Raw genomic sequence first — 25,062 nt, forward strand, 5'->3', positions numbered from 1 at the left:
GGGATTAGCGGCATTGACGTAAATACTGGATAAATTTATTTACCCCGTAGTTCCACGCCGGGATCGCATCACAATGATTGACCCAGTTGACTAAGGTGCCGAGTTTTTCGGTCGAAATTTCTACCCGATCGCCAGGGACGTGGGTGAAGCCATTGCCGTCGTTGTGACGATCTTCCGTCGGTGCAAACATGGTGCCGACATATAGCATCATGCCGTCAGGGTATTGGTGTTGGCTGTTTAAGGTTTGATCGACCAAATCTTGTGGTGAACGGCTGATCTCACTCATTAAGTTCTTGCCGGAGGTAGTAAAACCATCGGTGCCAGTAATGGTTAAACTAACTTCACATTGCTCAATGTCCCTAAGGGTAAACGTATCATCAAATAAACGAATTAATGGACCAATTGAAGAAGCGGCGTTATTGTCTTTGGCCTTGCCCAGTAACAAGGCGCTGCGACCTTCATAATCTCGTAAATTAACATCGTTACCTAAAGTCGCGCCGATAATTTCTCCGTCATTACTTACCGCGAGAACGATTTCAGGCTCAGGGTTGTTCCAGATAGACTGGCGACGAACACCAATTTGCGCACCGGTGGTGACCGAGGCTAAAGGTTGTGCTTTGGAGAATACCTCGGCATCTGGCCCTATACCAACTTCTAGGTACTGTGACCAGATCCCTTGGGCAATAAGTTTTTCTTTAAGTTCTTGTGCTTCGGCGCTGCCCGGTGTTAAATCTCCTAGGTTTGAGCCGATGACTTCGAGGATATTGGCGCGAATAGTTGATGCTTTTTGTGCATCGCCTCTGGCTTGCTCTTCAATTACCCGTTCTAATAAGCTACGGGCGAAGGTGACACCACAAGCTTTTGTAGCTTGAATATCATTAGGCGCAAGCAATACGATTTCGGTATTCTCTTCATAGCTTTCTGCCTGCTTAGGAAATAAGCTTTTGGCTAAAATATTATCTAACGACGTTATCGGCTTATGTTGATTTTTCTGAATGACTGTGTGCCTATTTTTATCGGAAAATAAATCAGACATGGTTAAATAAACGTCTGACAAGTCATATACCTTGCCTTTACTGACACTGATAACACGAGGTCCGGCGATATTGTTTGTTGCCAGTTGTGCCGGTATCCAAGCCCGGCCAATCCAGGTACCCTGGTTACATTGATCGGGTAGGGTATTGTTCAGATTAAAACCGGTAACTGTGTTGGCTGTGGTAATGTTCATAATTTTTCCTGTTAAAAAATCGATCCTGTTAAAAGTTTTTGCTGTTAATAACTTTTTAGGCAAATCAGTACTAAAGGCTCATGCCACCGTCGATGATGATATTCTCACCACTCATGAAGCTGGCATCATCGCTGGCGAGTAAACTGGCAATGGCGGCAATTTCGCTCGGCTGACCTAACCGGCCCATAGGCTGGCGCTCTATAAACGCATCTAATGCGGATTGGTAGTCGCCCGTTTCGGCCAAACGTTGATCTAGCGAAGGGGAATGGATTGTTCCAGGGCTAATCGCATTACAGCGAATTCCCTGGTCGATATAATCGGCAGCAACGGCTTTGGTTAAGCCAATTATCGCCGCTTTACTGGTACCGTAAGCAAAGCGGTTTGCCACGCCTTTTACGCTGGAAACCACAGAGGCGATATTAATAATTGACCCTTGTTGCTGTTTTAACATGCCCGGTAATACCGCTTTAATAAGATTAAAGGCCGAGGTTACGTTCACTGCTATCGTGGTTTGCCATTGTTGCTCGCTGCAATCAAGTGCTGAACCATTAAAGACCACACCCGCACAATTCATTAATACATTGATGCTTGGATTCTCTTTAATACAGGCTTCAATTTGCGCGTTATTGGTGATATCTAATACATAGGTGCTAATATTATCGAGGCCTACAAATGTCTTTAATGCCTCTGCGTTTACATCAGTGGCGATAACGTGCGCACCTTGCTGAGCGAAAAGTAGGGCGGTTTCTTTGCCAATACCTTGGCCAGCTCCGGTGATCAACGCGATTTTGTTTTGCAATTTCATTGTATTTTAATCCTGATCTATCAATTGTTTGCTCATCGCCACACTTGGATAAACAAAGCCTTGTTGTGCAACCTCTACTGCAAACAACCCACCTGCTAAAGGAAACTCCTGCAGTTGCTGTTCAGTTAAACCGGTTGCCGCCGTGGTGATATATAACGTATTTAAGGTGGGCCCACCGAAGCAACACTTGGTCACATTAGGCACTGGCAAGTGAATTGCCTTTACTAAATTTCCATCGGGGTCGAAACGGCTGACACGGCTACCACCCCAATGACAAACCCAAAGATGGCCTTCAGTATCACAACACATGCCATCAGGATGACCTTCGTCTTCGGTGAAATGAATGTGCAGTTGTTTTTGGCCAATGCTGCCATCATTGCTTAGCTGTGCTTTAAAAATTTTACCGGCCATGGTGTCGGTAAAATACAACCATGCTCCATCTTGGCTAAATGTTGGGCCATTGGTAATGCAAATTTCCCCCAAATGTGACAGTTTTTCCGCTTGCTGCTCAGCGCTAAAGCGATAAAAAGCACCACTGGCATCCACTTGCTTGTCATCCATGCTGCCAAACCAGTAATTGCCTCGGGTATCGGCGCAACCATCATTGAAACGGTTATCAGGTAATTCTTGCTCTAGTCCACAAATTGAAGTGACCTTGCTATGTTTAAGATTGATATGGGCAACACCCTGTTTAAAGGTGGCCAGTAAACCACCCTCAGTACAAGGTACTACGCTACTGATATTACCCGGGAACGACCAGGTTTTGCGCACCTCAAGGTCTTTTTCATCACGCTTATAGCTATGCAATTTAGAGTTAATGATATCGACCCAATACAGGGTTTGCTCAACCTCATGCCAGACAGCGCCTTCACCCAATTGTGCTTTTGCATCCCAAATACAAGTTACACTATTCATAAAACTGACCTCTAAAAAACTTTATCTATTTACTAATGAGAATTACGCGGAATACCATGGGTTTTCGCGATTCGGGTATAATCGCCTTCGGTTTGCAAGGTACCACCTTCACTGAGCTGATTAACCCGGCTGCGATAAATTTCTTGCCAAGGGGTCTGATTGACCACAGTAATTAATTGAATATTATCTTTGCGGCGGGCAAATTCTTGCTCATCAATGAGTAAATTTACTTGGTTAGTATTTAAATCGATGCAAATCAGATCATTATTTTTTATATGAGCCAAACCACCACCAACGGCGGCTTCCGGAGATATATTTAAAATAGAGGGGCTGCCGGAGGTACCACTTTGGCGACCATCGCCCATCGTTGGCAGACAAGTAATCCCTTGTTTCACTAACCTGTCTGGCGGCAGCATGTTTACTACTTCTGCCGAGCCTGGGTAGCCTACCGGGCCACAGTTACGAATGATCAAAATACAATGTTGATCAATATCCAAATCGGCATCATTAATTCTGTGGTGATAATCTTCGGGTCCTTCAAACACGATGGCACGCACGGTGAAACAGTTTGGTGATTCAGGGTTGCTTAAATAGGTATTGCGAAAATCATCATCGATGACTGACTTTTTCATTAACGCCGAATCGAACAAATTGCCACTCATGATGGCAAAACCGGCGTTTTCCATCATCGGCTGATCGTAAGTTTTGATGACGTCATGATCTTTACTGGCGCTGCTGGTATAGATATCACCGACACTTTTACCGGTAACCGTTAATACCTTGGTATCAATAACACCAGCTTTTATCAGTTCACCCATTACTGCGGGAACACCGCCGGCACGATGGAATTCTTCACCCAAATATTCACCTGCCGGTTGACAATTAACGATGAGCGGTGTTTTTTCGCCATGAGTTTGCCAGTCATTGATATTAATATCGACATCTCGTAAATGATTGGCGATTGCTTGAATATGTGGTGGCGCATTGGTGGAACCCCCGATAGCAGTACAAACTCGCATGGCATTATAAAATGAGGCTTTGGTCATGATATCTGATGGCTTTAAATCTTCCCAAACCATCTCAACGATGCGACGGCCGGTAAAATATCCCATTTGGGCACGTTCACGATACGGACCTGGTATTGCGGCACAACCTGGCAAAGACATTCCTAACGCTTCTGCTAGAGAGTTCATCGTTAATGCAGTGCCCATGGTATTACAATGGCCGGCACTCGGTGCTGATGATGACACTTGATCCATGAAGTTTTCATAATCAATGTCACCCGCGGCGTATTTCTCTCGGCACTCCCAAATAATACTGCCAGAGCCTACACGCTTGTCGCCTTGCCAGCCGTTTAGCATCGGACCACCAGAATAGACGATTGTTGGAATATCCACAGCAGCAGCAGCCATCAAGGTTGCCGGAGTGGTTTTGTCACAGCCTGTGGTTAAAATAACGCCATCTAGTGGATAGCCATAAAGTACTTCAATCAGTCCCATTGTGGCCAAGTTGCGATCGAGCGCGGCAGTAGGGCGTTTGCCCATTTCATGAATTGGGTGAACGGGAAATTCCAGAGGAATGCCGCCAGCATCGCGAATACCATCTTTAAGACGTTGCGCCAAGGTTAAATGATGGCGGTTACAAGGGGCTAAATCACTACCTGTTTGAGCGATACCAATAATCGGCTTGCCCGATTGCAGTTCTTCACGGGTTAAACCAAAGTTTAGATAGCGTTCAAGATAAATTGCGGTTTGGTCTGGGCTACCGGGCTCATTAAGCCAGGCGGCGCTACGTAAGCTTCTTTTTTGGGTGTTGCCATTGCTGCTCATAGGTATCTCTTAAAAGATTATTCTGATAATTAAAGTATAAGAGCAACGACAACAACGCCGCTACGCCTGCGATATAGCAGTGCTAATACTTTTTTAACCATGGTTTGAGTAGCTAATGATTAAGTAATTAGAGTGAGCAATCATTAACGATAAGTGTTAATGATTGCTAAACTTTTGCTTTGAAATTTATAAAACACCGTACTCTTTAAGGGCAGCAGTAGAAGACATACCGGCTTCGATGGCTTTACGAACAACATTTTCTTTCGCCGCTTTTTCTAATGCTTTTTCGATCACTTGTTGCTCAAGCTTTTGTGGCACAATCAATACGCCATCCCTGTCACCAAACACTAAGTCTCCTGGCTCAATGCAAACACCTTCTATTTCAATTGCGCATCGGAAGTTTTGCACGTAAGTGCGCACTCTAGAATCTTGAGCGTAGCCACCGGTGCTAAATACCGGCCAATTTTGTGCCAAAACCTGTGGTGTATCTCGATGAGGGCCATTCACCACTGCGCCGACACCGCCGCGAGTACGAGCGGTTGCGGTAAGCAGTTCGCCCCATAACGCCGAGCTATTACTACCCGCAGAAATGTAAACTTCACCGGGCTCTATTTGATCTAATGCTTCGGTTAATAAACCGAAAGGTTTTTCCTGCTCGCCGTAAACATCACAGGTTAGCACTGGCATAGCACGGCCAGCGACTATCATTTGTGTTGTCATTGCTTGCACATCACGGGGAAGAAACTGGTGGTAATAGCCCAGTTCATCAAGAATATCGCCTACCACGGGCGTGTATAATTTTTCACGCATTAACGCAAATAATTCAGTGTCATTGGTCCACATAATGTATGTTTCCTAGTTAATCATTTATAAATAAGGGTTAAAAATTAAAATAGTGTTTGGCATTGTGGTAACTGATGTTACTGACAATTTCGCCAAGCAAAGGAATGTCTTTCGGCAACAAGCCTTGCTCAACGTCGTGGGCGAGGAAGTTGCATAAAATACGGCGAAAATATTCATGCCGGGAAAATGATAAAAAGCTGCGCGAGTCAGTTAGCATGCCAACGAAACAACTTAATAAGCCTAAGGAACTGATTGAACGAAATTGCTGTTCGAGACCTTCTTTTTGATCAAGAAACCACCAGGCCGCACCATGTTGCACTTTTCCCTTAATATCACCTTCGTTAAATGTACCTGCCATGGTTGAGAATATTTCGTTATCAGCTGGATTGAGATTATACAAAATGGTTTTCGCCAGCTTATCTTGACCAGTCAGGTGGTCGAGAAAATTGCATAGCGCTAAGGTGTTGTTATAACCACCTATGGTATCGAAACCTTTACCATGGCCGAGGGCGAGTACTTTTTTACTATTGGCGTCTCGTAAGGCGCCAATGTGTAATTGTTGTACCCAGCCTTTATCGGCATTGAGTTGTGAAACAAAAATCAAAATATCTGACGATAGGGCAATGGCTTGTTCTGCGGATAACACTTGCTCAGATCGAATCAGAGAAAATGCTTTCTCGACCATAGCTGGTTGGCCAGGACTAAATTGAAAATGGCTCAAGCCGACATCGGACAGGCGACAGCCTATATCGTGAAAATGTTGATGGCGATTGGCCACCACCAAAAGAAAGTCCTGATAAGTACTAATGGCTTGACCGACCGACTGACTCAACCTGTCGAGCGTGCTATTAAACTGAGCACTATTGTTTGTCGCCAGTAAACTATCGAGTCGAAATGTCGGTAACATTGTCAGTGAACCGTGGTTTTGACTGGCAAAATCTTGATGATGCTGCAATGAATCTGCCGGATCGTCGGTGGTACAGATAAGCTCGACATTACGTTGCTTTAGCAGCCCTCGGCTGGAAAAACTCGGCTGAGCCAACAATTCATTGCTTTGCTGATAAATTTCCGGTGCCGACTGAGACGTTAACATCTGCTCAATACCAAATGGATGTTGCAGCTCCATATGGGTCCAATGAAACAGGGGGTTGCCCATGGTATACGGCACGATGTTTGCCCACTGCATAAATTTATCTTGCGCAGCGGCATTACCGGTACAATATTTTTCGTTCACTCCCATGGCCCGCATAGCGCGCCATTTATAATGATCGTCTTCTAACCAGGCCTCAGATATATTGGCAAATTGTCGGTTATTAGCTACATCTTTTGCGGGTAAATGATTGTGGTAATCGATAATAGGTAAATTAGCTGCATAGTTAAAATACAGTTGCTCAGCGGTATCTGATTGCAACAAAAAGTCTTTAGCGATAAATGTTTTCATCATCAAACCCGTTACTTACCAACGACTTGTTGAAATGCCGCTCTCATATAACCCATAGCAAACGCCATGCCGGCATGCCAGGGAGCATCACAAGTCATTAACGGGGTATGATCTGGAATGAGAATGCCATCATAATTATTGGCTTTGAGTATCTCTAACACCTTGACCATATCGATGTCGCCATCGTCAATGAAGGTTTCATCATAGTGAGGAACTTTACCGCGCACATTACGAAAATGAATGTAACTGATGGCTTCACGCCGGCTAAAGGTATCAACGGCCTGATAAACGTCACCTTCAGTCATTTCAGCAATTGTGCCTAAACAAAATTCTAAGCTGTTGCTGCGACTTGGCTCGATATCGAGTAATTTGTGGTACATATCGGGTTGATAGACCAAACGTGGTGATTTACGAACAATTGGCATTGGTGGATCGTCCGGATGCGCGGCTAAACGCACCCCAGCTTCTTCCGCTACCGGCACTAAGTTCTTTAAAAACCATTGTAATCGCTGCCAAAGTACGTCGTGTGGAATAAAGTCGATATCTCCCGTTGGCTTCGCTTGCTCTTTGTCTTGCGGCAACTGCATATTCCAAACCATACCATTTGGGATCGGGGTATCATCGACCTCTCGCATATAGACACTATTGGCGTTGCCGCGAGCAACAGGGCCAACTTTGCGGCTACAAACCCCGGCTAATGAAAAGTTATAACCAAATACTGGAATGCCGACTTTACCTACATTGCGGATAATTTCCTGCAAGCCCTGCATTTGTTGTTCTTTGTTCGGGCCATCTAACAAAATATCTGACCACATGGCCGGATCGAAATTTTCAATCGCCCAAATTTTTAAGCCATGAGCTTCAACTTCTGCTTTAAGTTTGGTTAGGCCGGCAAGCGTCCATATAGGGTCTTCGGCACCTTTGGCAACGCCCCAGCCGCCAGTATCACCAACCGGCTGATTTGAGTCTTGCTGTTCTTTTTCGCTCGATCCTGCTTTGTTAAAATAGTCGCATAAATGCACCACTAAGTGGGTTGCACCACACTGACGGGCAAAGTCATAATGTTCGGCATTGAGTTGATGCCGATAAAGGCCAAATCCCAATTTCATAATATATACCTCTAATAAAAATTTTTGTTCAAATTACAGCTTGCTTAAATCTTCAATCAACCCCAGTACCGCTAAGCTACTCATGTACAGGGCAAATGCTAAAATGACAGTAACAATGACATAGTCTTTTCTGCTGTTTTTATCGCTGGCCATAATAGTTTCCCGGCTGGTTAAATACACCAGACCGCCAAGCACAACCGGCAACACCATGGCGATACAGGCTTGCGACATCAACATCAAAAATATCGGTTTAACGCCGAAGATAACGCCGAGCAAACTGCTCAACGAAAGAATCAATAACAGTATGCGATTGCGACAGGTTTTAACGTTGCGGGGAATGCCCTGGTAATCGTCAATGATCCAGGGGATCACCAGTAAATTTGGCAAATGCGAAGAGACTCCAGCGGCGATCACACCAATGACAAAAATGCTTAAGGCCAGTTCGCCAAATAATGGCTCCAGCATAGGGATCATTTCGGCAATGCGATTTAATTGTAATCCCTGTTCATGTAGCGTTGATGCGGCGGTGATCATCACCGCGGCACTGACAATAAACATTAACGACGCACTGACCCCCGCGTCCCGACGCTCAATAGCGGCATCTTTCATGGTCCAGCCTAATTCTTTGACTAATCCGGTACGGATAACCAGAACATAAACAGATACGGTAGTGCCCACCATACCGGCCATAACCACAAAAGAATTATTATCACTACCCGCAGCTTGTTCCGGTAATTTGGGTATTAATCCCTGGGCTATTTCGGCAAAGGGTGGCAAGTCAATCAGCATAGTGGTGATGAAAGCCAATGCCATGGTTGCCACCAGGATAGCGAGGATTTTTTCAAAGGTGTGGGTATCCCCTGAAAAAGCCAGCGCATAAACAGTTGTCGCCACAATAAGCGCACACCAAGAGGTGGATAGTCCCCCTTCAAGCCATGTTGTGGTCCAAACATTGAGCACATCGGCAACAATACCTAGTACGCCCATCAGTGCACTGACGATGATGGTGGCTAAAATCAGCAAAGTAATGAGAGCAAAAGGCTTACTAATATGTTGCCTGAAACCCTCTAACAGCGTCATTCCTGTCACCATAGTAAAGCGACTGGCAAGTGACATCAGATAATAGGTGATCAAGCAACTGAGCAATAACGCCCAGAGTAAATCCAGACCAAAAATCGCGCCTGATTTTGACATTGAAGTAATGCTGCCGGTGCCAACGTTATAGCCGATCAGGAAAATACCCGGTAACAGCGATGCGATTATTTGCTTAAAAGCATTAGGCTTAGTGGTAGATTTTGCATAATTTGCTGTGCTATTCATCTTTACCTCTTGTTTTAATTTAAAAGCCGATTGAGTTGCCGCCGTCGACCGGTAAACAAATACCGGTAATAAAAGCCGCGGCATCGGATGCCAGGAAGGTTGCGGCATGACCAATATCGGTTGGTGAACCAAAGCGCTGCATCGGTGTTCGTTGCAGTATTCGCTGTTCTCGTTCAGGGTCTTTGGCCATGATGTCCAGGAACATTTTTGATTCGATAAAACCGGGAGCGATGGCATTAATTCGTACCCCGGAAGATGAATATTCAGAAGCGAGTGTGCGGGTCAAACCTAACAGACCACTTTTAGAGCTGCTATAAGCGCTAACTTCAGGCAGGCCAAACAGTGCAGACATTGAGCTGATGTTGATAATAGAGCCTGTGCCACGAGGGATCATATGTTGCAAACAAAGTTTGCTTAGCGAGAAAACTCCGACCAGGTTGGTTTCAATAACAGCGCTAAACTCTTGCTCACTGGTGTCTAATGCCGGTTTTTTACAATGCTTGCCGGCGTTATTCACCAGAATGTCTAGTTTGCCGAATGTGGCCAGCACCTCGCTAATTAATTGTTCTCGTTGCACTGGATCATCAACATCATTTACCCGGTAATGGGCATCTTCACCTAATTGCTGACATGCCATTTGCAAAGAGCTTTGCTCTCGACCGGTGATCACTACGGTTGCTCCGGCGCGGATAAATTGCTCGGCAATACCGTAACCAATACCACGACTGCCACCGGTGATTAACGCCACTTTTGATTGTAATGATTGTGCAGGGTAGGACATGAATGTTCTCTAGTTTTATGATTGTTTATTAATGTTAAGAACAAAAATTGAAAGATACTTCCCCTAGACAAACCAAAAACGATACTTTTTTAACTGATTTGAGCTGCACGTTATTTGCTTAAACACCAGCTTTGATATTTTCAGCCAGTATTGAACGCCAAAAGGTATCACTTGTATTTCTCTGTAAGAGAGTAATCGTTAAAAAAGTACTGGTATTGCTACGCGTCAGGCTTAGTTCAGTTACCGGGGTTAACGTTATAGTAATGGTTAAATTTATTATCTTAACCGAGATTTATTATGACCATCAGCAGCGCCGCGCCATCAACCGACGTAGAACCTAAACTTGCTATCGTGACCGGAGGCAGTTCCGGCATTGGCGCAGAACTGGCGATTTCACTGGCAAAAAATGGCTGGGATGTGGCGATCACTTACGCAGGTAACGAGCAGGGCGCCATTGATGTCACCCAGGCGATAGAAAGTGCCGGTCAACGTAGTTTTTATCAACGTTGTGATGTTGGCTATAGCGCACAAGTGAATGATTTTGTTGGCGCTGTGGTGAAACATTTTGACATGGTGCCAAACTTATTGGTGAATAACGCCGGCTGTCAAACCTGGGCACCGTTTCTTGAATTGCAAGAAGACGATTGGGACCGAGTGATCCGCACCAACCTCAAAGGTTGCTTTCTGTTCTCGCAAGCGGTTGCGCGAGTGATGGTGGCTGATAAACGTGGTGGCGCCATTGTCAATATCGGCTCCGGTTGTAATAAAGAGCCATTTCCTAATCTGGTCGATTACACCGCTTCCAAAGGAGGGATGGAAATGCTGACGCGCTCAGCGGCTATTGAGTTAGGCAAATACGGTATTCGGGTCAACTGTGTTGCCCCTGGCGGCATTGAAATTGAACGAACACGTCTGGAAGCGCCAGATTATGCCGATACCTGGGGCGAAATTGCACCACTTGGTCGAGTTGGTTACCCAGATGATATTTATAATGCGGTAGATTTCTTTGCATCAGCCTCTTCAAGTTTTGTCACCGGACAAACCATTTGGGTCGATGGCGGTGTATTTACCGCACCAAACTGGCCTTATAAACAAGATTACGTAGCCAAGTATTAAAATCTAAATTCAATTCAGATTGCTTTAAGCCTTCTTCGATAAGATTAAATTATAAATTTTTATTATTATCCGGAAGGTTTAATGTTGTCGCTTATATCTCACTCTCGTATTTTTGCTTATATCGCGCTATTTTTCTCACTGTTATTGGTTTCTGGTTGCGACGACGTGGTCGAAGCGGAAGCAGTATCCGAACCAATAAAAGCGATTAAATACCTGCAGATCAACCCGGAAATATCTGCATTGGAGCGCAAACTTTCTGGTTACATCAAAGCCGTGCAGCGCTCCGATCTGTCATTTCAGGTTTCCGGCCAATTACTGAGCTTAAATGTTGAAGTGGGTGATCATGTTGAAGTAGAACAATCGCTGGCGATATTAGACCCAGCACCTTATCAATTTCGGGTTCAACAAGCGCAAGCTGAACTTGCCAGCGCCAACGCCCAACATAAAAAAAGCAAAGAAAACTATCTACGGCAAAAGTCGGTGTTTGACAAAAACATCATTAATCAAAATGCCATGGACAGTGCCTTAGCAGAATATGAACAAGCACAAAGCTCGGTACAATTGTCAGCATCTAAACTGGCGCTGGCGCAACGAGATTTAGCCAATACCGTGCTGAAAGCGCCGTTTTCCGGAATGATCACCAGACGAGACTACCAATCATTTGAAGAAATACCGGCACGCCAACCTGTGCTGGAAATTCAAGGTGAACGCGACTTTGAAGTTTCTTTTTTGGTGCCAAGTAACCTTATTGGAAAAATCAGACAAGGCAGTAAACTCAATGTTCGTATTCCTGTTCTAGGAGATACTAGACAACAAGCACTAGTCAATAAACTCGGGTTTAAAGCCGATGTCAGGGGCGCTTTTCCGGTCAGTGCTGTCATCCAATCGCCGGATCAAAATATAAAGTCAGGCATGGCGGCGGATGTGTTTATCGATGTGAGTCATAAGAATGAAATCATTCTGGTGCCTGAATCAGCGGTAGTTATTGCCGCTAATAACGAAGAGCAAGTATTTGTTTTTGATAACAAAAATAATCAGGTGCATGCGCGTACTATTGTTAGCCAAGTTGTCGATATGAATACTTTACAAGTGACTAAAGGCTTATCTTCAGGGGAAATTATCTGTGTTGCCGGAGCCGAGTTTTTACGCGATGGCCAAGTGGTGAGTTTATATCAAGCTCCTCAACAATAATTTAGTGTCTAGCAAAAGGACGTTTTTATGAATCTTACAAAAATAGCACTAGATAATTCTCGGATGACATGGGTATTACTGGCTCTGGTGATCTTCTTGGGTTTTTCGGTTTATAGTGATTTCCCGAGTCGAGAAGACCCATCTATTCGAATAAATCGCTCATTAATCATCACACAATTTCCAGGTTTGCCACCAGAGCAAGTGGAAAATCTGATCTCTAAAAAAATTGAAGAGCGATTGCGTGAAATTGGCGAAATCGAGTTCATCAATTCTACGTCCACCACTGGACAATCTATCGTCACCATTTCGGCTTTTGAGAATTTACCAGATTTTGACAAAATTTGGGACAAGGTACGGCGCAAATTGGCAGATACCAAGGCATCATTACCGCAAGGCGTACAAGGCCCATTTATGAATGATGACTTTGGCGACGTTGCTATTGTGACTGCAGCCTTAACCGGTAATGGTTGGGCAATGGATGAATTACGTGAACATGCCCGGGCGATCAGAGACAGGATTTATACCGTAGACGGTATTCGCCGGGTTTCGCTCTATGGCGTGCAAGAAGAAAAAGTGTATTTAGAAGCCAGACCGAGTCTAGCCGAAACGCAAAGCATCGACATTGCCGCGGCAATGAAATCGATACAAGACCAAAACACCATTATCCCTTCCGGTAAAATATATACGCCGTATCGAGAAATTACCGTAGAAACCAGTGGTAAACTCAGCTCTATTGACGATTTACGCGATGTTGAAATTAATGCCAACCAGGGTAATGGTATTCTGGCGTTAAAGGATTATGTGTCAATACGGCAAAGTTTTAGCGAACCACCGAGTGATTTGGCGTTTTATAATGGTAAACCGGCCATTGTTATTGCCGCATCAATGCAGCAAGGTCGCAATATTCTTGAAGTTGGGCCACGTCTGAAAAAACTATTACAACACGCTGACGCGAAACTTCCAGTCGGAATGAGCTTATCGTTAGCAACGTTTCAACCGGATGTGGTCGGAAAATCGATCAATGATGTGAAAAACAGTTTATACCAGACCCTGGCGATAGTGTTATTAGTCGTTATTATTTCTTTAGGTATGGTTGAAGGTTTGATTGTTGGCGTAACAGTGCCGGTGACCATATTAGCGACCTTATTAGTTATGTTCTTCATGAAAATAGATCTGCAGTTCATTTCGTTGGCGAGTTTAATTATTGGTTTAGGTATGTTGGTTGATAATGGCATTGTGATCACCGAGAACATTCATTTACGACTACATCAGGGCGCAAAACGTTATGATGCAGCAATTGATGCCTGTAAAGAATTAGCCTTACCCCTATTAACATCTACCTTAACTACTGTATTGGCTTTTGCGCCAATATTAATCGCTAGCGGCACTACTGGAGAATATACCCGCTCTTTGGCGCAAGTTGTGTCAATTTCGTTACTGATTTCCTGGTTATTATCACTGACCGTAGTGCCTTTACTCGCGGTGCGTTTTATCTCTGCGAAAAGTAAAGACAAGCCATTTGTTTTATTAGCTTTTTACCAAAAGTTACTGGATAGGGTATTACGATTTCCGAAAGCCTTTTTAGGCATGGTTGCCGGTGTATTTGTTTTTTCATTGGTTATTGTTTCCTTTGTTCCGGTTGAGATGTTTGCGACGTCTTCGCGCTCCGAAGTTTTGGTTTATTTAGACGTACCGGCAGGCTATAACGTCCATCAAACCAAGAATGCCAGTCAAAAATTAACGCACTGGTTAACGGATAAATCACAAAACCCGGAAGTTGACTATGTGTCTTCTTATATTGGTTCGGGCGGGCCTAGATTTTTCTTGTCAATTTCTCCATCAAACCCGGCGCCTAATCGCAGCTTTATTATTGTTAATACCGGCTCGAGCGATGATGCTAAAAATATGGTCAGCAAGATAAAACAATTTAGTGCGCAACATATGCCAACCGCCAGAGTAAAACCGCAACTCATAGCTCGCGGTACTGTGCCGCCTGGCGTGGTGCAGTTACGTTTTAGTGGTCCGGATGCCGATGTGTTGTATGATTTGGCATTACAGGCAGAAAACGGCTTGGCGTCCATTCCAGGTGCGGTTGATGTCTCGAACAACTGGCAAAATAAAACCAAACGTTTCCATGTTGAAATCGATCAGGCAAAAGTTCGTCGCGCCGGTATCAGTTATCAGTCGATATCAAATGCCTTAAATGGGGTTTTTAGTGGCGCTAAAGTCACAGAAATCAGGCGCGGAGATACCCTGGTGCCAGTTATAGTTAAGCTTAAAAATGACGCTGTGAATGTTAAAGAAGCGAGTAACTTGCTTGATAATGTTAAAATATTCACTTCTGCGGCCAATAGTGAATACGTATTATTATCACAAGTTGCCAGCATCAAAATGGTGCCGCAGTTTGGTAGTATCGCACGACGAAATATGGAAAAGAGCATTACCGTAGGTGGTCGCCATAATGTGATGAAGGCGCCGGAATTACAGGCGGCTTGGGATGAGAAAATTCAGGATGTTTATAACAATTTACCTACTGGATACCGCATTGAATTAGGCGGTGAATTGGAAGGCTTTGAAAACAGTGCCGGTACCTTATTTCTCACCTTACCATTATTTTTTGGCTTGATTTTTTGTCTTCTCGTTGCCCAATTTTCATCATTTCGTAAAACCGGTATTGTGGTACTTACCATACCGTTAGCATTTTCGGGTGGCTTTCTAGGGCTTTACCTTACCGGCGCCAATTTCGACTTTATCGGCGCTCTCGGGTTTTTATCATTAGCCGGCATCATTATTAATAATGCGATTGTATTAATCGACAAAATTACGGCGCAACAAAATACTGGTCTAAGTAAAATTGATGCCATATCGTCAGCGAGTTTAAATCGCTTAAGACCAATACTGATCACTACGGCAACCACTATTCTAGCCTTGATTCCCTTGATGTTGATGGCAGAAACACTGTTTTACTCGATGGCGAGTGTGATCATCTTTGGTTTGGCCATAGGCACCATGATGACCTTAGGGGCAGTGCCGGCGTTATGCTTACTGTTTTTAAAAGAATCTGAGACAGAAACAACCATTAATCAAGTTACTGCAAATGCTTCAGGTTGATTTCATTTATCGCCGTTAATATTGTTGTTCACTTTAATTTGTTGATGGAAAACTAAATGAATCTTACTGATAAAGTAATTGTTGTTACAGGTGCTGGCTCTGGCATTGGTCGTGAGTTGGCGCAGCAATTAATTACTAAAGGGGCGATAGTTGCGGCTGCTGATTATAACGAACAAGCCTTGCTTGAAACTGAGCAGTTGCTTGGCCTGCAAAGTAGTAACAACAATAAGCGCTTTAGCCGTCATGTAGTCGATATTTCTGATCATCAACAAGTAACAGCCACGGCGCAAGCAGTCATTAGTTTACATGGTCGAGTCGATGGCGTGATTAACAACGCGGGTATTATACAGCCGTTTAGCCATGTTGAAAATTTACCGGTTGAGCATATGCAACGCATTTTCAATGTGAACTGGTGGGGCGTGGTTTATATGACTCGTGCTTTTTTACCGGCATTGAAACAAAGTGCGCAAGCTCGCATTGTCAATATTTCCAGTATGGGCGGCTATATGCCTTTTCCCGGACAAGTGATTTATGGTGCCAGTAAAGCCGCGGTTAAATTAATGACCGAAGGCTTAATGGTTGAGCTAGCTGGCACTAACGCCGGGGTAAGTGTGGTTTATCCGGGAGCCGTGCAAACCAATATTACCAATAACGCTCCGGATATGAGTGAACAAGCCAAACAAGCTGCCACAGCACAAGAAGATAAAAAAGTGGGCGTTACGGCAGAAGCAGCAGCAAAAGCGATTATTAAAGGCATTGAAAAAGATAAATCGCGCATTCTGGTTGGCTCGGACTGTAAATTTATCGATAAGCTTTATCGTTTAATGCCGGTGAAAACCGCGCATCTAATGAGTTGGCTAATGAAAAAATTTGCCGGCATCGATATGGACCAGACGGTAGAGAAATAATCGCAAATGATGTCAGTTAAACAATCTCCTAAAAAGGCAGTAACTCAGCCACCTAAACAGCCGCAACGGTGTGCCTCGATTGGTGAGTGCATGCTTGAGTTATCGAGTGAGCAAGGCACAGCATTCGGAACCCAAGTACTTCGCTTTGGTGGTGACACTTTAAATACCGCTATTTATATGGCGAGGCAAGGCGTTAGTGTCGATTACGTTACCGCTTTAGGCGATGATAAGTGGAGTGACGAAATGCTTATCGCCTGGCAAGCCGAGCAGGTTGGTACGCAATACATTGCGCAAGTCCCTGGCCGCGTTCCTGGCTTATATGCCATCCAAACCTTTGCCGACGGTGAGCGTGAATTCTCTTATTGGCGCAATGAATCTCCCGCCCGTGAGTTATTTGAATTTAACAATAGTCAGACTTTATGGTCACAATTAATGGCGTTTGATTATATTTACCTCAGTGGTATCACCTTGTCACTGTATAAACCTGCGGTGCTTGACCGTTTATGGTCGTTTTGTGCTGAATATAAAGCACAAGGTGGCAAACTGGTATTTGACAGCAACTATCGTCCTCGCAACTGGCCCGATGCGCACATTGCTCGTCAATGTTTTGATAAAATAGCCCGTTATTGTGAAATAGTTTTGCCTACTCTAGATGATGAACAGCTTTTCGACTCAACCTTAACGCTTGAGCAATGCCTGGCTCATTATCTCGGGTTAGGGGTAAAAGAGTTAGTGATAAAATTAGGTAGCAAAGGCTGTCTTGTTTGTTCAGAGGGGAAAAGCATATTAGTACCAACCAAGGCTGTTGCTGCATTAGATACTACGGCTGCGGGTGACTCATTCAACGGTACCTATCTTTCCTTAAGAATGAAAGGCTACAGTGCTGAACTTTCAGCAACACATGCTCATCAAGTTGCAGGCGCAGTGGTGCAGTTTCCTGGTGCAATTATAGACAAAACTTCTCAGCCTATTTTCAAATAGGCTGGTTAATTCAGATCCAGTTCAGAAAAGAGGGATACACTCATATTTTATTATCGCAAATGTTAAAAATTCCCGGAGTCTAAGTTATGCGGTTTTTATTAAAGTGTATTAAATGGTTTTTTATTTCAATAACCGTTCTAATATTATTAATTATTTTTTCATGGCCATTTTGGTCACCACTAATGGTGGATGGAAAATATGAACGCTTTGCAAAGTCTCATGTTCCTGAAAATAAAGAAAATTATTTAGCTCAAATACTTGGCGCGCAACCTGAAATTGCTTGTGGTGGTACCGCTGGGCAATACAACTGGGGCGAGCAAACACGCCAGTATGTTTCTCTTAATGGCACATGGCAGGTTGAACAAGGCCAGCTCGATGAACAACTTCCCCTCAAATATAACCATGTTGCAGCAGTGCCGGGGCTACTCGCTGATGCCAAACCGGCATTCAATGGCTTAGGCCAACCAAGTGAAGAACGTGATGTATTCTGGTATAAACGTAATTTTGATGCGCCGGAAACAGCCTTAGATACTGCTTTATTATGTATTGCTAAAGTTAAATATGGCGCAAAGGTATGGGTTAATGATGTTGACGTCGGTGAACATTATGGTGCCTTTACTCAAGCTGAGTTTAATCTTGCCAAGGCGATAAAGTGGGGCGAAAGCAACGAACTTGTGGTACGCGTAGGGGCAGAGCGCAGTCAAATTCCTGCGTTTATGCCAACCGGGCAAGATAATGAAAAAGAATATTGGATGCCAGGCATCTGGGATGACGTTAATTTGTTGTTTACCGGTGCACAAACCATTGTTCGTAGTAAAGTGGAAACCAACATTAATACCGGTATTGCCACCATTAAGAATACCATTAAAAACAACGGTAATAGCAATGTAACCCTGGTCGTGGTTAACAGTTTACGGGAATGGAAAACCGATCTTAAAGTATCGGATGAAAGTTTAGTAACAATAGCTTTAGCCGCCGGTGAAACCAAAACTATTGAACAAAAAGTTTCGGTGACTGGAATGAAGTTATGGACCCTTGAAGCTCCATTCCTGTATGTGGCCGATACGAAATTGAAAGTAGATGATGTTGTGATTGATGATCAAGCAACACGTTTTGGCTTTCGCAGTGTTAAATGGAAGGGTGGAGACGAACGCGGATTTTATCTTAACGGTGAGAAAATTTATCTTCGAGGTTCTAATTTTTCATTAGGTCGTTTCTTTGAAGACCCCGAGGCGGGTACCTTGGCCTGGAACGAAGCTTGGGTACGTAAGTTATATACTTCATATCCGAAAGATTATCATTGGAATCTATTTCGTACCAGCCTTGGACGTATGCCTAATTTTTGGTATGACATTGCCGATGAAGAAGGTTTTTTAATTGACGATGAGTTTGCCTATTGGACTTTAATGGGCAAAATGAAAGATACCGAGACCCATAAATTCGACCAAGCCCATCTTGAGTGGTCAATTGTTGAGTTAGAAAAAGAATTTACCAGCTGGATCCAGGAAAACTGGAATCATCCGTCTATCGCCTGGTGGAGTGCTTCTAATGAAACCACAGATATGAAATCATTCGACACCATTAGCAATGTTCGCCATTTAGACTCTACCCGACAATGGGAGAACGGTGGTTGGCAGAAACCCCATGACAAAGATGATCCCATTGAAGATCACCCTTATATTTTTGCCGCCAATTTTAACCCGTTATTAGCCTTGTTAGGTGGTAACCAGGGAGCAGGCATTGAAGCCTTAGATAATAACCCTGGTCAATATAAGGGACCATTGAACCCTACAAGTATTATTCAGGTTACTTACCCATCAGATGAGAACCCATACATTATCAATGAATTTGGCTGGTTATGGCTAAACCGTGACGGCAGCGCAACTAAACTAACCGATCAAATTTACCCGCGTTTACTCGGTGATGACAATACCACAGATACCCGCCGTGAGGCCTGGGCATATCTACATGCAGGGTTAACCGGATTTTGGCGTGCTAAACGAGGTTATCAGGGGGTACAGCATTTTGCGTATCTGAGTCATTCAAAACCGGGTACAGCTTACACCAGCGACAACTTTATTGATCTTGAAAACTTAGTAATGGAACCTCGCTGGCATGAATACAGTAAAAATGTTTGGTCACCAGCAGCAGTATATATTGATAAATGGAGCGATGATTATCAACGTGGTCAAACCGCAGATATTCCATTAATCATGATTAATGACAACCTGCATACTATGAATGGTGAAGTTCAGTTATTTGTCACCGATGAGGCTGGCAATGTGTTGCAAAAATCTGAACGGGTGAAAGTGAGTCTTGATAAAAATGGCGAGCAAGCGTTTGAGCTAGAAATTAAGATTCCAAAGCGTAAACAATTTGTTTTATTTGCTCAGTTGCTTTATCAAGATAGCCAAAAGCACGATGTTGTTGATAAACGTAAAGTTGGTTTTAAACATCATGGCGTCGAGGTTGCTACTCGCCCCAAAATGTAGTCTACGATTACTAAAGTCTCCCAACCCAGGTCGGATCACGCTTTTGCTGGTTCGGCCTTTTTTTATGCCAAAGTTAGCACTATGAACTCTTAAAACATCGCAATGCTTGCTCATAAAGTTGCGACAGAAAATTTTTAAAGGCACGTTCATATTGTTTTCAGGTTGATCAAATAAACTCACTAATGAATAAGTGTTAATTGATTTAATTTTTGATTACAAATTACGAGAAAACAATGAATATAAAAAAGATTTTAAAATGGCTTGGTTACTCTTTATTAGTAGTATTAGCCGTCATCAGTTTCTTTATTTACCGAGCATACGATTACACCGTGCATAATGTTGCTTTTGATAAAGAAAAATTTCCTGAGATTAACACTGAGCAAGACTTGGACAAGTTAACCCATGAGCTTATCTCGAACATGACTCTGGATGAAAAAATTGACCAGATGTACGGACAAACGATGGGCGAGGGCATAGCGACATTGGGTATAAATCACTTATTGTTTGATCGCCTACCGCATTTTTATGTTGCCGGTAATGAACGACTCAATATTCCTCGCTTTGCTTTTTCAGATGGTCCTCGGGGCGTAAAGTCCAATAAAGAGCGCACTATGGGCGATAAAAAAGGCGTGACCTCATTTCCTATCTCTATGTCTCGTGGTGCCAGTTGGGACTTGGAAATGGAAAGCCGGATCTATGAAGTGATCGCCAAAGAAATGCGTGCTAGTGGTGTCAATTATACTGGCACACCCACGGTTAATTTACTGCGTCATCCTGCCTGGGGACGTGCGCAAGAAGTTTACTCTGAAGATCCCTGGTTAATGGGTGAAATGGGACTACAAGCCACTCGATCACTGCAAAAGCACAACGTGATGTCGAGCGTTAAGCATTTTGCTTTAAACAGCATTGAAAACTCACGCTTTGTCGTCGATGTTGAAGTTGATGAACGTACGTTAAGAGAAGTTTACCTGCCGCATTTTAAAAAAGTGATACAAGATGGCAATGTTGCCTCGGTGATGTCTTCATACAATAAAGTGAACGGTATTTATGCCGGTAATCACAAATATCTATTAACCGATATTCTCCGAAATGAATGGGGCTTTGACGGTTTTGTTATCAATGATTTCATGTACGGCACCCATGACGCGGTAGCCAGTATTAATGCTGGCCTCAATGTTGAAATGCCATTTCAGCAGCATTATCAACATGACACCATTAAACAAGCGATTAGTGATGGTGAATTTTCCGAAACCAGAATTGATGAGCTAGTGTTTGATACCTTAAAAACACAGCTTAAATATGGTTTGGCGCAAGATCCAATGGAGTACCCTGACGCAATTATTGCTACCGCAGATTCTATTGCTCTCACGAAGGAAGCGGCGGAAAAGGGCATGGTTCTGCTTAAGAATGGATATGATAAAAACACTAATGTTCTGCCGTTTTCAAAGAGTGCTCATCAAACCGTTGCTGTTATTGGCCGTTTAGCGGATGTGAGAAATACCGGCGATAAAGGCAGTAGTGGTACATTTGAACCTTATGTTATTACTCCTTACCAAGGTATCGCTGATTATAATAAAAAGCTGGGCAATAAGGTGGTATTAGATAACGCTGCTGATCTTAATGCCAGCAAAGCCTTAGCAAAGAGTGCTGATCAAGTTGTTGTCGTTGTCGGTTATACCTATGTTGATGAAGGTGAGTTTTTACTGGCATCGGATGAAGCCAATGAAGCGGCAAGACTTGGCAAGAGAACGGGTGAAAAAGCAGATGGTGGCGACCGTGAAAGCTTAAAACTTTTACCTGAAGATGAAGCCTTAATTCAAGCGCTAGCCAATACCAATGAAAACTTAGTCGTGGTTTATGTTGGCGGCAGTGGCATTGATATGTCGGCCTGGAATGAAAAAGTACCAGCAATCTTATTTTCCTGGTACAGCGGTATGGAAGGAGGTAATGCTTTAGCCAATATCCTCTATGGTGATGTAAACCCTAGCGGTAAGTTACCTTTTAGTATTGCCAAACAAGCCAGCGATTATCCATATTTCACCCCTTACACTGAAAAGATTACTTATGGTTATTACCACGGTTATACCTTGTTTGATAAAAAGGATATTGAGCCGGCTTATCCGTTTGGTTTTGGTTTAAGTTACACAAATTACGATTACAGTAATTTAATCATTGCTAATTCAGAACTCACTGAAAATGACAGCCTTAGAGTTTCAGTTACGGTTACTAACAGCGGTAAAGTCGCCGGTGATGAAGTTATTCAACTTTATATTGGTTTTGCTAATTCTGCGGTTGACCGCCCAGTTAAATTACTAAGAGACTTTGCTCGTATTTCACTTGAACCTGGGCAAAGTAAAGTGGTTGAACTTGAAGTTGCTGCCAAAGATATGGCCTGGTACAACCCACAAGCAAAAGCCTGGCAAGTAGAAAAAATGAACTACGAGCTATATGTTGGTAGTTCTTCAGCCGACCAAGATTTGCTTGAATCACAATTTACAGTGCAATAAAGCTTTAACAACCCATCATTTACTGCCAATACGTTTATCTAAAACGTATTGGTTTTTTCTTTTATCTGCAAATAAAACATATATCGATTGTCACCCTACTATTACCCTTTTTATACCTATTCGCTCTATTCATACAGTTTTAAGGTACAACCTTTAGCATAACTATTAATTAATAGTCTACAGGCTACTTTTATCGGAGTCGAAAAGGTTTCTCTATGAAAAAAACAATGAAAATTATCGGTTATATCCTACTAGCCTTGTTGTTATTGGCAGGTGTGATGTTATATAAAGTCTACGACTATCCTGTTCACTCAGTCGAGTTCAACAAAGCCAAGTTTTCTGCCGTTGATACGGATGAAAAAATTGACCAGTTAACTCGTAGCTTAATCGAGAAAATGTCACTCGATGAAAAAATTCAACAACTATACGGTAGACCAATATCTGATGCGTTAACTTTGGTTGGTAGCAGTGCAATATTTGGCCGAACCCCACCAGTATATGGCGGTGGTAACGAGCGACTGAATATTCCTCCCTTTGCCTTTTCTGATGGACCACGCGGTGTTCGAGCCAATAAGCTTAGAACAGCAGGGGATAAATTAGGCGTGACCTCGTTTCCAGTTTCCATGGCGCGCGGTGCCAGCTGGGATGTTGAGTTAGAAAGTCAAATATATGATGTCATCGGCAAAGAAATGCGTGCCAGCGGTATTAACTATACTGGTACGCCAACCATCAATTTATTACGCCATCCAGCCTGGGGGCGAGCACAAGAAACCTATTCCGAAGACCCATGGTTAATGGGAGAGTTTGGTCTTGCTGCGGTTAATGCATTACAACACCATAATGTGATGTCGTGTGCTAAACATTTTGCCCTAAATAGTATTGAAAATTCTCGTTTTGTCGTCGATGTTGAAGTTGATGAACGCACTTTACGTGAAGTGTATTTACCGCATTTTAAAAAAGTAGTGCAACAAGGCAAGGTTGCTTCATTAATGTCTTCTTATAATAAGGTGTTGGGAGAATATGCAGGCAATAATCATTATTTACTCACTGATATTTTACGAGATGAATGGGGCTTTGAAGGCTTTGTTAGCTCGGACTGGTTTTTTGGTACTTATGACGGCATAGCAAGCATCCAAGCTGGCCTTAATGTTGAGATGCCTTATCAAAAAGTTTATCAGCCAGATACCATTAAACAAGGGATCGAGGATGGACAAATTACTGAACCAGATATCGATGAATTGGTATTTGATACCTTAAGAACACAATTAAAGTTTGGCTTGGCTGAAGACCCAATGCTTTACCCAGATTCTATTATCGCCACATCAAAATCAATTGAATTGGCTCGCATTGCCGCAGAAAAAAGCATGGTGCTTTTGAAAAACAGTAAAGTAAATAATAGGCCCGTATTACCATTTGATAAATCGTCAAATAAAACCATTGCCGTTATTGGCCGTTTGGCTGATATGGAAAACTTGGGTGATACCGGTAGTAGTAAAACCACTGAACCTTATGTTGTCACACCTTATGAAGGTATTAGCGCCTACCATAAATCACTCGGCAACAAAGTGGTATTAGACAAGGCAACAGATCTAAACGCCAGTAAAAAATTAGCCAAGCAAGCTGATCAAGTGATTGTGGTTGTTGGTTATACCCATGTTGAAGAAGGCGAATTTTTATTAGCGTCAGAAGAAGCTAATAAAGCAGCCAAACTTGGTAAACGTACCGGGCCAAAAACTGATGGCGGTGACCGTGAAAATTTAAAGCTTATCCCAGAAGATGAAGCGTTAATTCAGGCGTTAGCTAGCACTAACGAAAACCTGGTGGTGGTTTATGTTGGTGGTAGTGCTATTGACTTATCCTCTTGGGATAGCCAAGTACCGGCAATTTTGTTTTCATGGTATAGCGGCATGGAAGGTGGAAATGCGCTAGCTAATATTCTTTATGGTGATGTGAATCCTAGTGGTAAGTTACCGTTTAGTATTGCAAAGCAAGAAAGTGATTACCCCTATTTCACGCCGTATACGGAAAAGATCACTTATGGTTATTACCACGGTTATACCTTGTTTGATAAAAAAGACATTGAACCGGCATACCCGTTTGGTTTTGGCTTAAGTTACAGCAAATATGATTACCAAGATCTAACCGTTCTTACCCCCGAGTTAACCCAAGACGATACCCTAAAAGTACAAGTGACAGTGACGAATACTGGAGACATTGAAGGTGAAGAGGTGGTTCAGCTTTATCTTGGTTTTGATAACTCAGCCATTGACCGCCCGGTGAAGTTATTAAGAGCTTTTGACAAAGTTCATCTTAACGTTGGTGAAAGTAAAACCGTTGAGTTAGCAGTGAAAGCCAAAGACATGGCTTGGTATAACCCCGAGGCTAAAGAATGGCAGATTGAAAAAATGACTTACCAAGTTTACGTTGGTAGCTCGTCTGCGAAGCAAGATTTGCTAGTTGAAAATTATACAATTTTATAAAACAT

17 protein-coding genes are annotated in these 25,062 nt (G+C 43.2%); 8 read left to right on the forward strand and 9 right to left on the reverse strand.

Annotated elements, in window-relative coordinates; all coding sequences use genetic code 11:
• Window positions 1-4 precede the first annotated feature (4 nt).
• The 9 genes from RI844_RS02695 to RI844_RS02735 all read right to left on the reverse strand — a co-directional run bounded on the left by RI844_RS02695 (window position 5) and on the right by RI844_RS02735 (window position 10,271).
• Window positions 5-1,228, reverse strand: coding sequence for a fumarylacetoacetate hydrolase family protein (locus RI844_RS02695; RefSeq protein WP_348396934.1), 1,224 nt, complete (start codon window positions 1,226-1,228; stop codon window positions 5-7).
• 70 nt (window positions 1,229-1,298) lie between these two features.
• Window positions 1,299-2,033: an SDR family oxidoreductase gene (locus RI844_RS02700; RefSeq protein ID WP_348396935.1), complete on the reverse strand. Its 735-nt coding sequence runs from the start codon at window positions 2,031-2,033 to the stop codon at window positions 1,299-1,301.
• A 6-nt stretch (window positions 2,034-2,039) separates the two neighbouring features.
• On the reverse strand, window positions 2,040-2,948 hold the full coding sequence (locus RI844_RS02705; RefSeq protein ID WP_348396936.1) for an SMP-30/gluconolactonase/LRE family protein: 909 nt from the start codon (window positions 2,946-2,948) through the stop codon (window positions 2,040-2,042).
• Window positions 2,949-2,980: 32 nt separating this feature from the next.
• Window positions 2,981-4,777, reverse strand: coding sequence for an IlvD/Edd family dehydratase (locus RI844_RS02710; protein ID WP_348396937.1), 1,797 nt, complete (start codon window positions 4,775-4,777; stop codon window positions 2,981-2,983).
• Between the two features lie 186 nt (window positions 4,778-4,963).
• Window positions 4,964-5,620 carry an RraA family protein gene (locus tag RI844_RS02715; RefSeq protein WP_348396938.1) on the reverse strand — a complete coding sequence of 219 codons (657 nt, stop codon included), beginning with the start codon at window positions 5,618-5,620 and terminating at the stop codon, window positions 4,964-4,966.
• Between the two features lie 37 nt (window positions 5,621-5,657).
• Window positions 5,658-7,064: a glucuronate isomerase gene (gene uxaC, locus RI844_RS02720; RefSeq protein WP_348396939.1), complete on the reverse strand. Its 1,407-nt coding sequence runs from the start codon at window positions 7,062-7,064 to the stop codon at window positions 5,658-5,660.
• 8 nt (window positions 7,065-7,072) lie between these two features.
• Window positions 7,073-8,170, reverse strand: coding sequence for a mannonate dehydratase (locus tag RI844_RS02725; RefSeq protein ID WP_348396940.1), 1,098 nt, complete (start codon window positions 8,168-8,170; stop codon window positions 7,073-7,075).
• A gap of 33 nt (window positions 8,171-8,203) precedes the next feature.
• Window positions 8,204-9,490, reverse strand: a complete 1,287-nt coding sequence (locus tag RI844_RS02730; RefSeq protein WP_348396941.1) for an Nramp family divalent metal transporter — start codon at window positions 9,488-9,490, stop codon at window positions 8,204-8,206.
• Window positions 9,491-9,509: 19 nt separating this feature from the next.
• A complete protein-coding gene (locus tag RI844_RS02735) occupies window positions 9,510-10,271 on the reverse strand; it encodes an SDR family NAD(P)-dependent oxidoreductase (RefSeq protein ID WP_348396942.1) in 762 nt (253 codons plus the stop codon).
• Between the two features lie 297 nt (window positions 10,272-10,568).
• Between RI844_RS02735 and RI844_RS02740 the strand changes: the two genes are divergently transcribed.
• The 8 genes from RI844_RS02740 to RI844_RS02775 all read left to right on the forward strand — a co-directional run bounded on the left by RI844_RS02740 (window position 10,569) and on the right by RI844_RS02775 (window position 25,057).
• A complete protein-coding gene (locus RI844_RS02740; protein ID WP_348396943.1) occupies window positions 10,569-11,387 on the forward strand; it encodes an SDR family NAD(P)-dependent oxidoreductase in 819 nt (272 codons plus the stop codon).
• Between the two features lie 81 nt (window positions 11,388-11,468).
• Entirely contained in the window at window positions 11,469-12,578 is a 1,110-nt protein-coding gene (locus tag RI844_RS02745; RefSeq protein WP_348396944.1) for an efflux RND transporter periplasmic adaptor subunit, read from the forward strand.
• 27 nt (window positions 12,579-12,605) lie between these two features.
• On the forward strand, window positions 12,606-15,689 hold the full coding sequence (locus RI844_RS02750) for an efflux RND transporter permease subunit (RefSeq protein ID WP_348396945.1): 3,084 nt from the start codon (window positions 12,606-12,608) through the stop codon (window positions 15,687-15,689).
• Window positions 15,690-15,745: 56 nt separating this feature from the next.
• Window positions 15,746-16,597, forward strand: coding sequence for an SDR family NAD(P)-dependent oxidoreductase (locus tag RI844_RS02755; RefSeq protein WP_348396946.1), 852 nt, complete (start codon window positions 15,746-15,748; stop codon window positions 16,595-16,597).
• A gap of 6 nt (window positions 16,598-16,603) precedes the next feature.
• Window positions 16,604-17,578 (forward strand): sugar kinase, encoded by a 975-nt coding sequence (locus RI844_RS02760; RefSeq protein ID WP_348396947.1) that lies wholly within the window; start codon window positions 16,604-16,606, stop codon window positions 17,576-17,578.
• 86 nt (window positions 17,579-17,664) lie between these two features.
• The gene (locus tag RI844_RS02765; protein WP_348396948.1) at window positions 17,665-20,070 is read left to right on the forward strand and encodes a glycoside hydrolase family 2 protein; all 2,406 of its coding nucleotides are present in this window, start codon (window positions 17,665-17,667) and stop codon (window positions 20,068-20,070) included.
• Between the two features lie 233 nt (window positions 20,071-20,303).
• Window positions 20,304-22,577, forward strand: a complete 2,274-nt coding sequence (locus RI844_RS02770; protein ID WP_348396949.1) for a glycoside hydrolase family 3 C-terminal domain-containing protein — start codon at window positions 20,304-20,306, stop codon at window positions 22,575-22,577.
• A gap of 215 nt (window positions 22,578-22,792) precedes the next feature.
• Entirely contained in the window at window positions 22,793-25,057 is a 2,265-nt protein-coding gene (locus RI844_RS02775) for a glycoside hydrolase family 3 C-terminal domain-containing protein (RefSeq protein WP_348396950.1), read from the forward strand.
• Window positions 25,058-25,062: the final 5 nt, after the last annotated feature.

It is taken from the genome of Thalassotalea fonticola, assembly GCF_032911225.1.
Classification (GTDB): domain Bacteria; phylum Pseudomonadota; class Gammaproteobacteria; order Enterobacterales; family Alteromonadaceae; genus Thalassotalea_A; species Thalassotalea_A fonticola.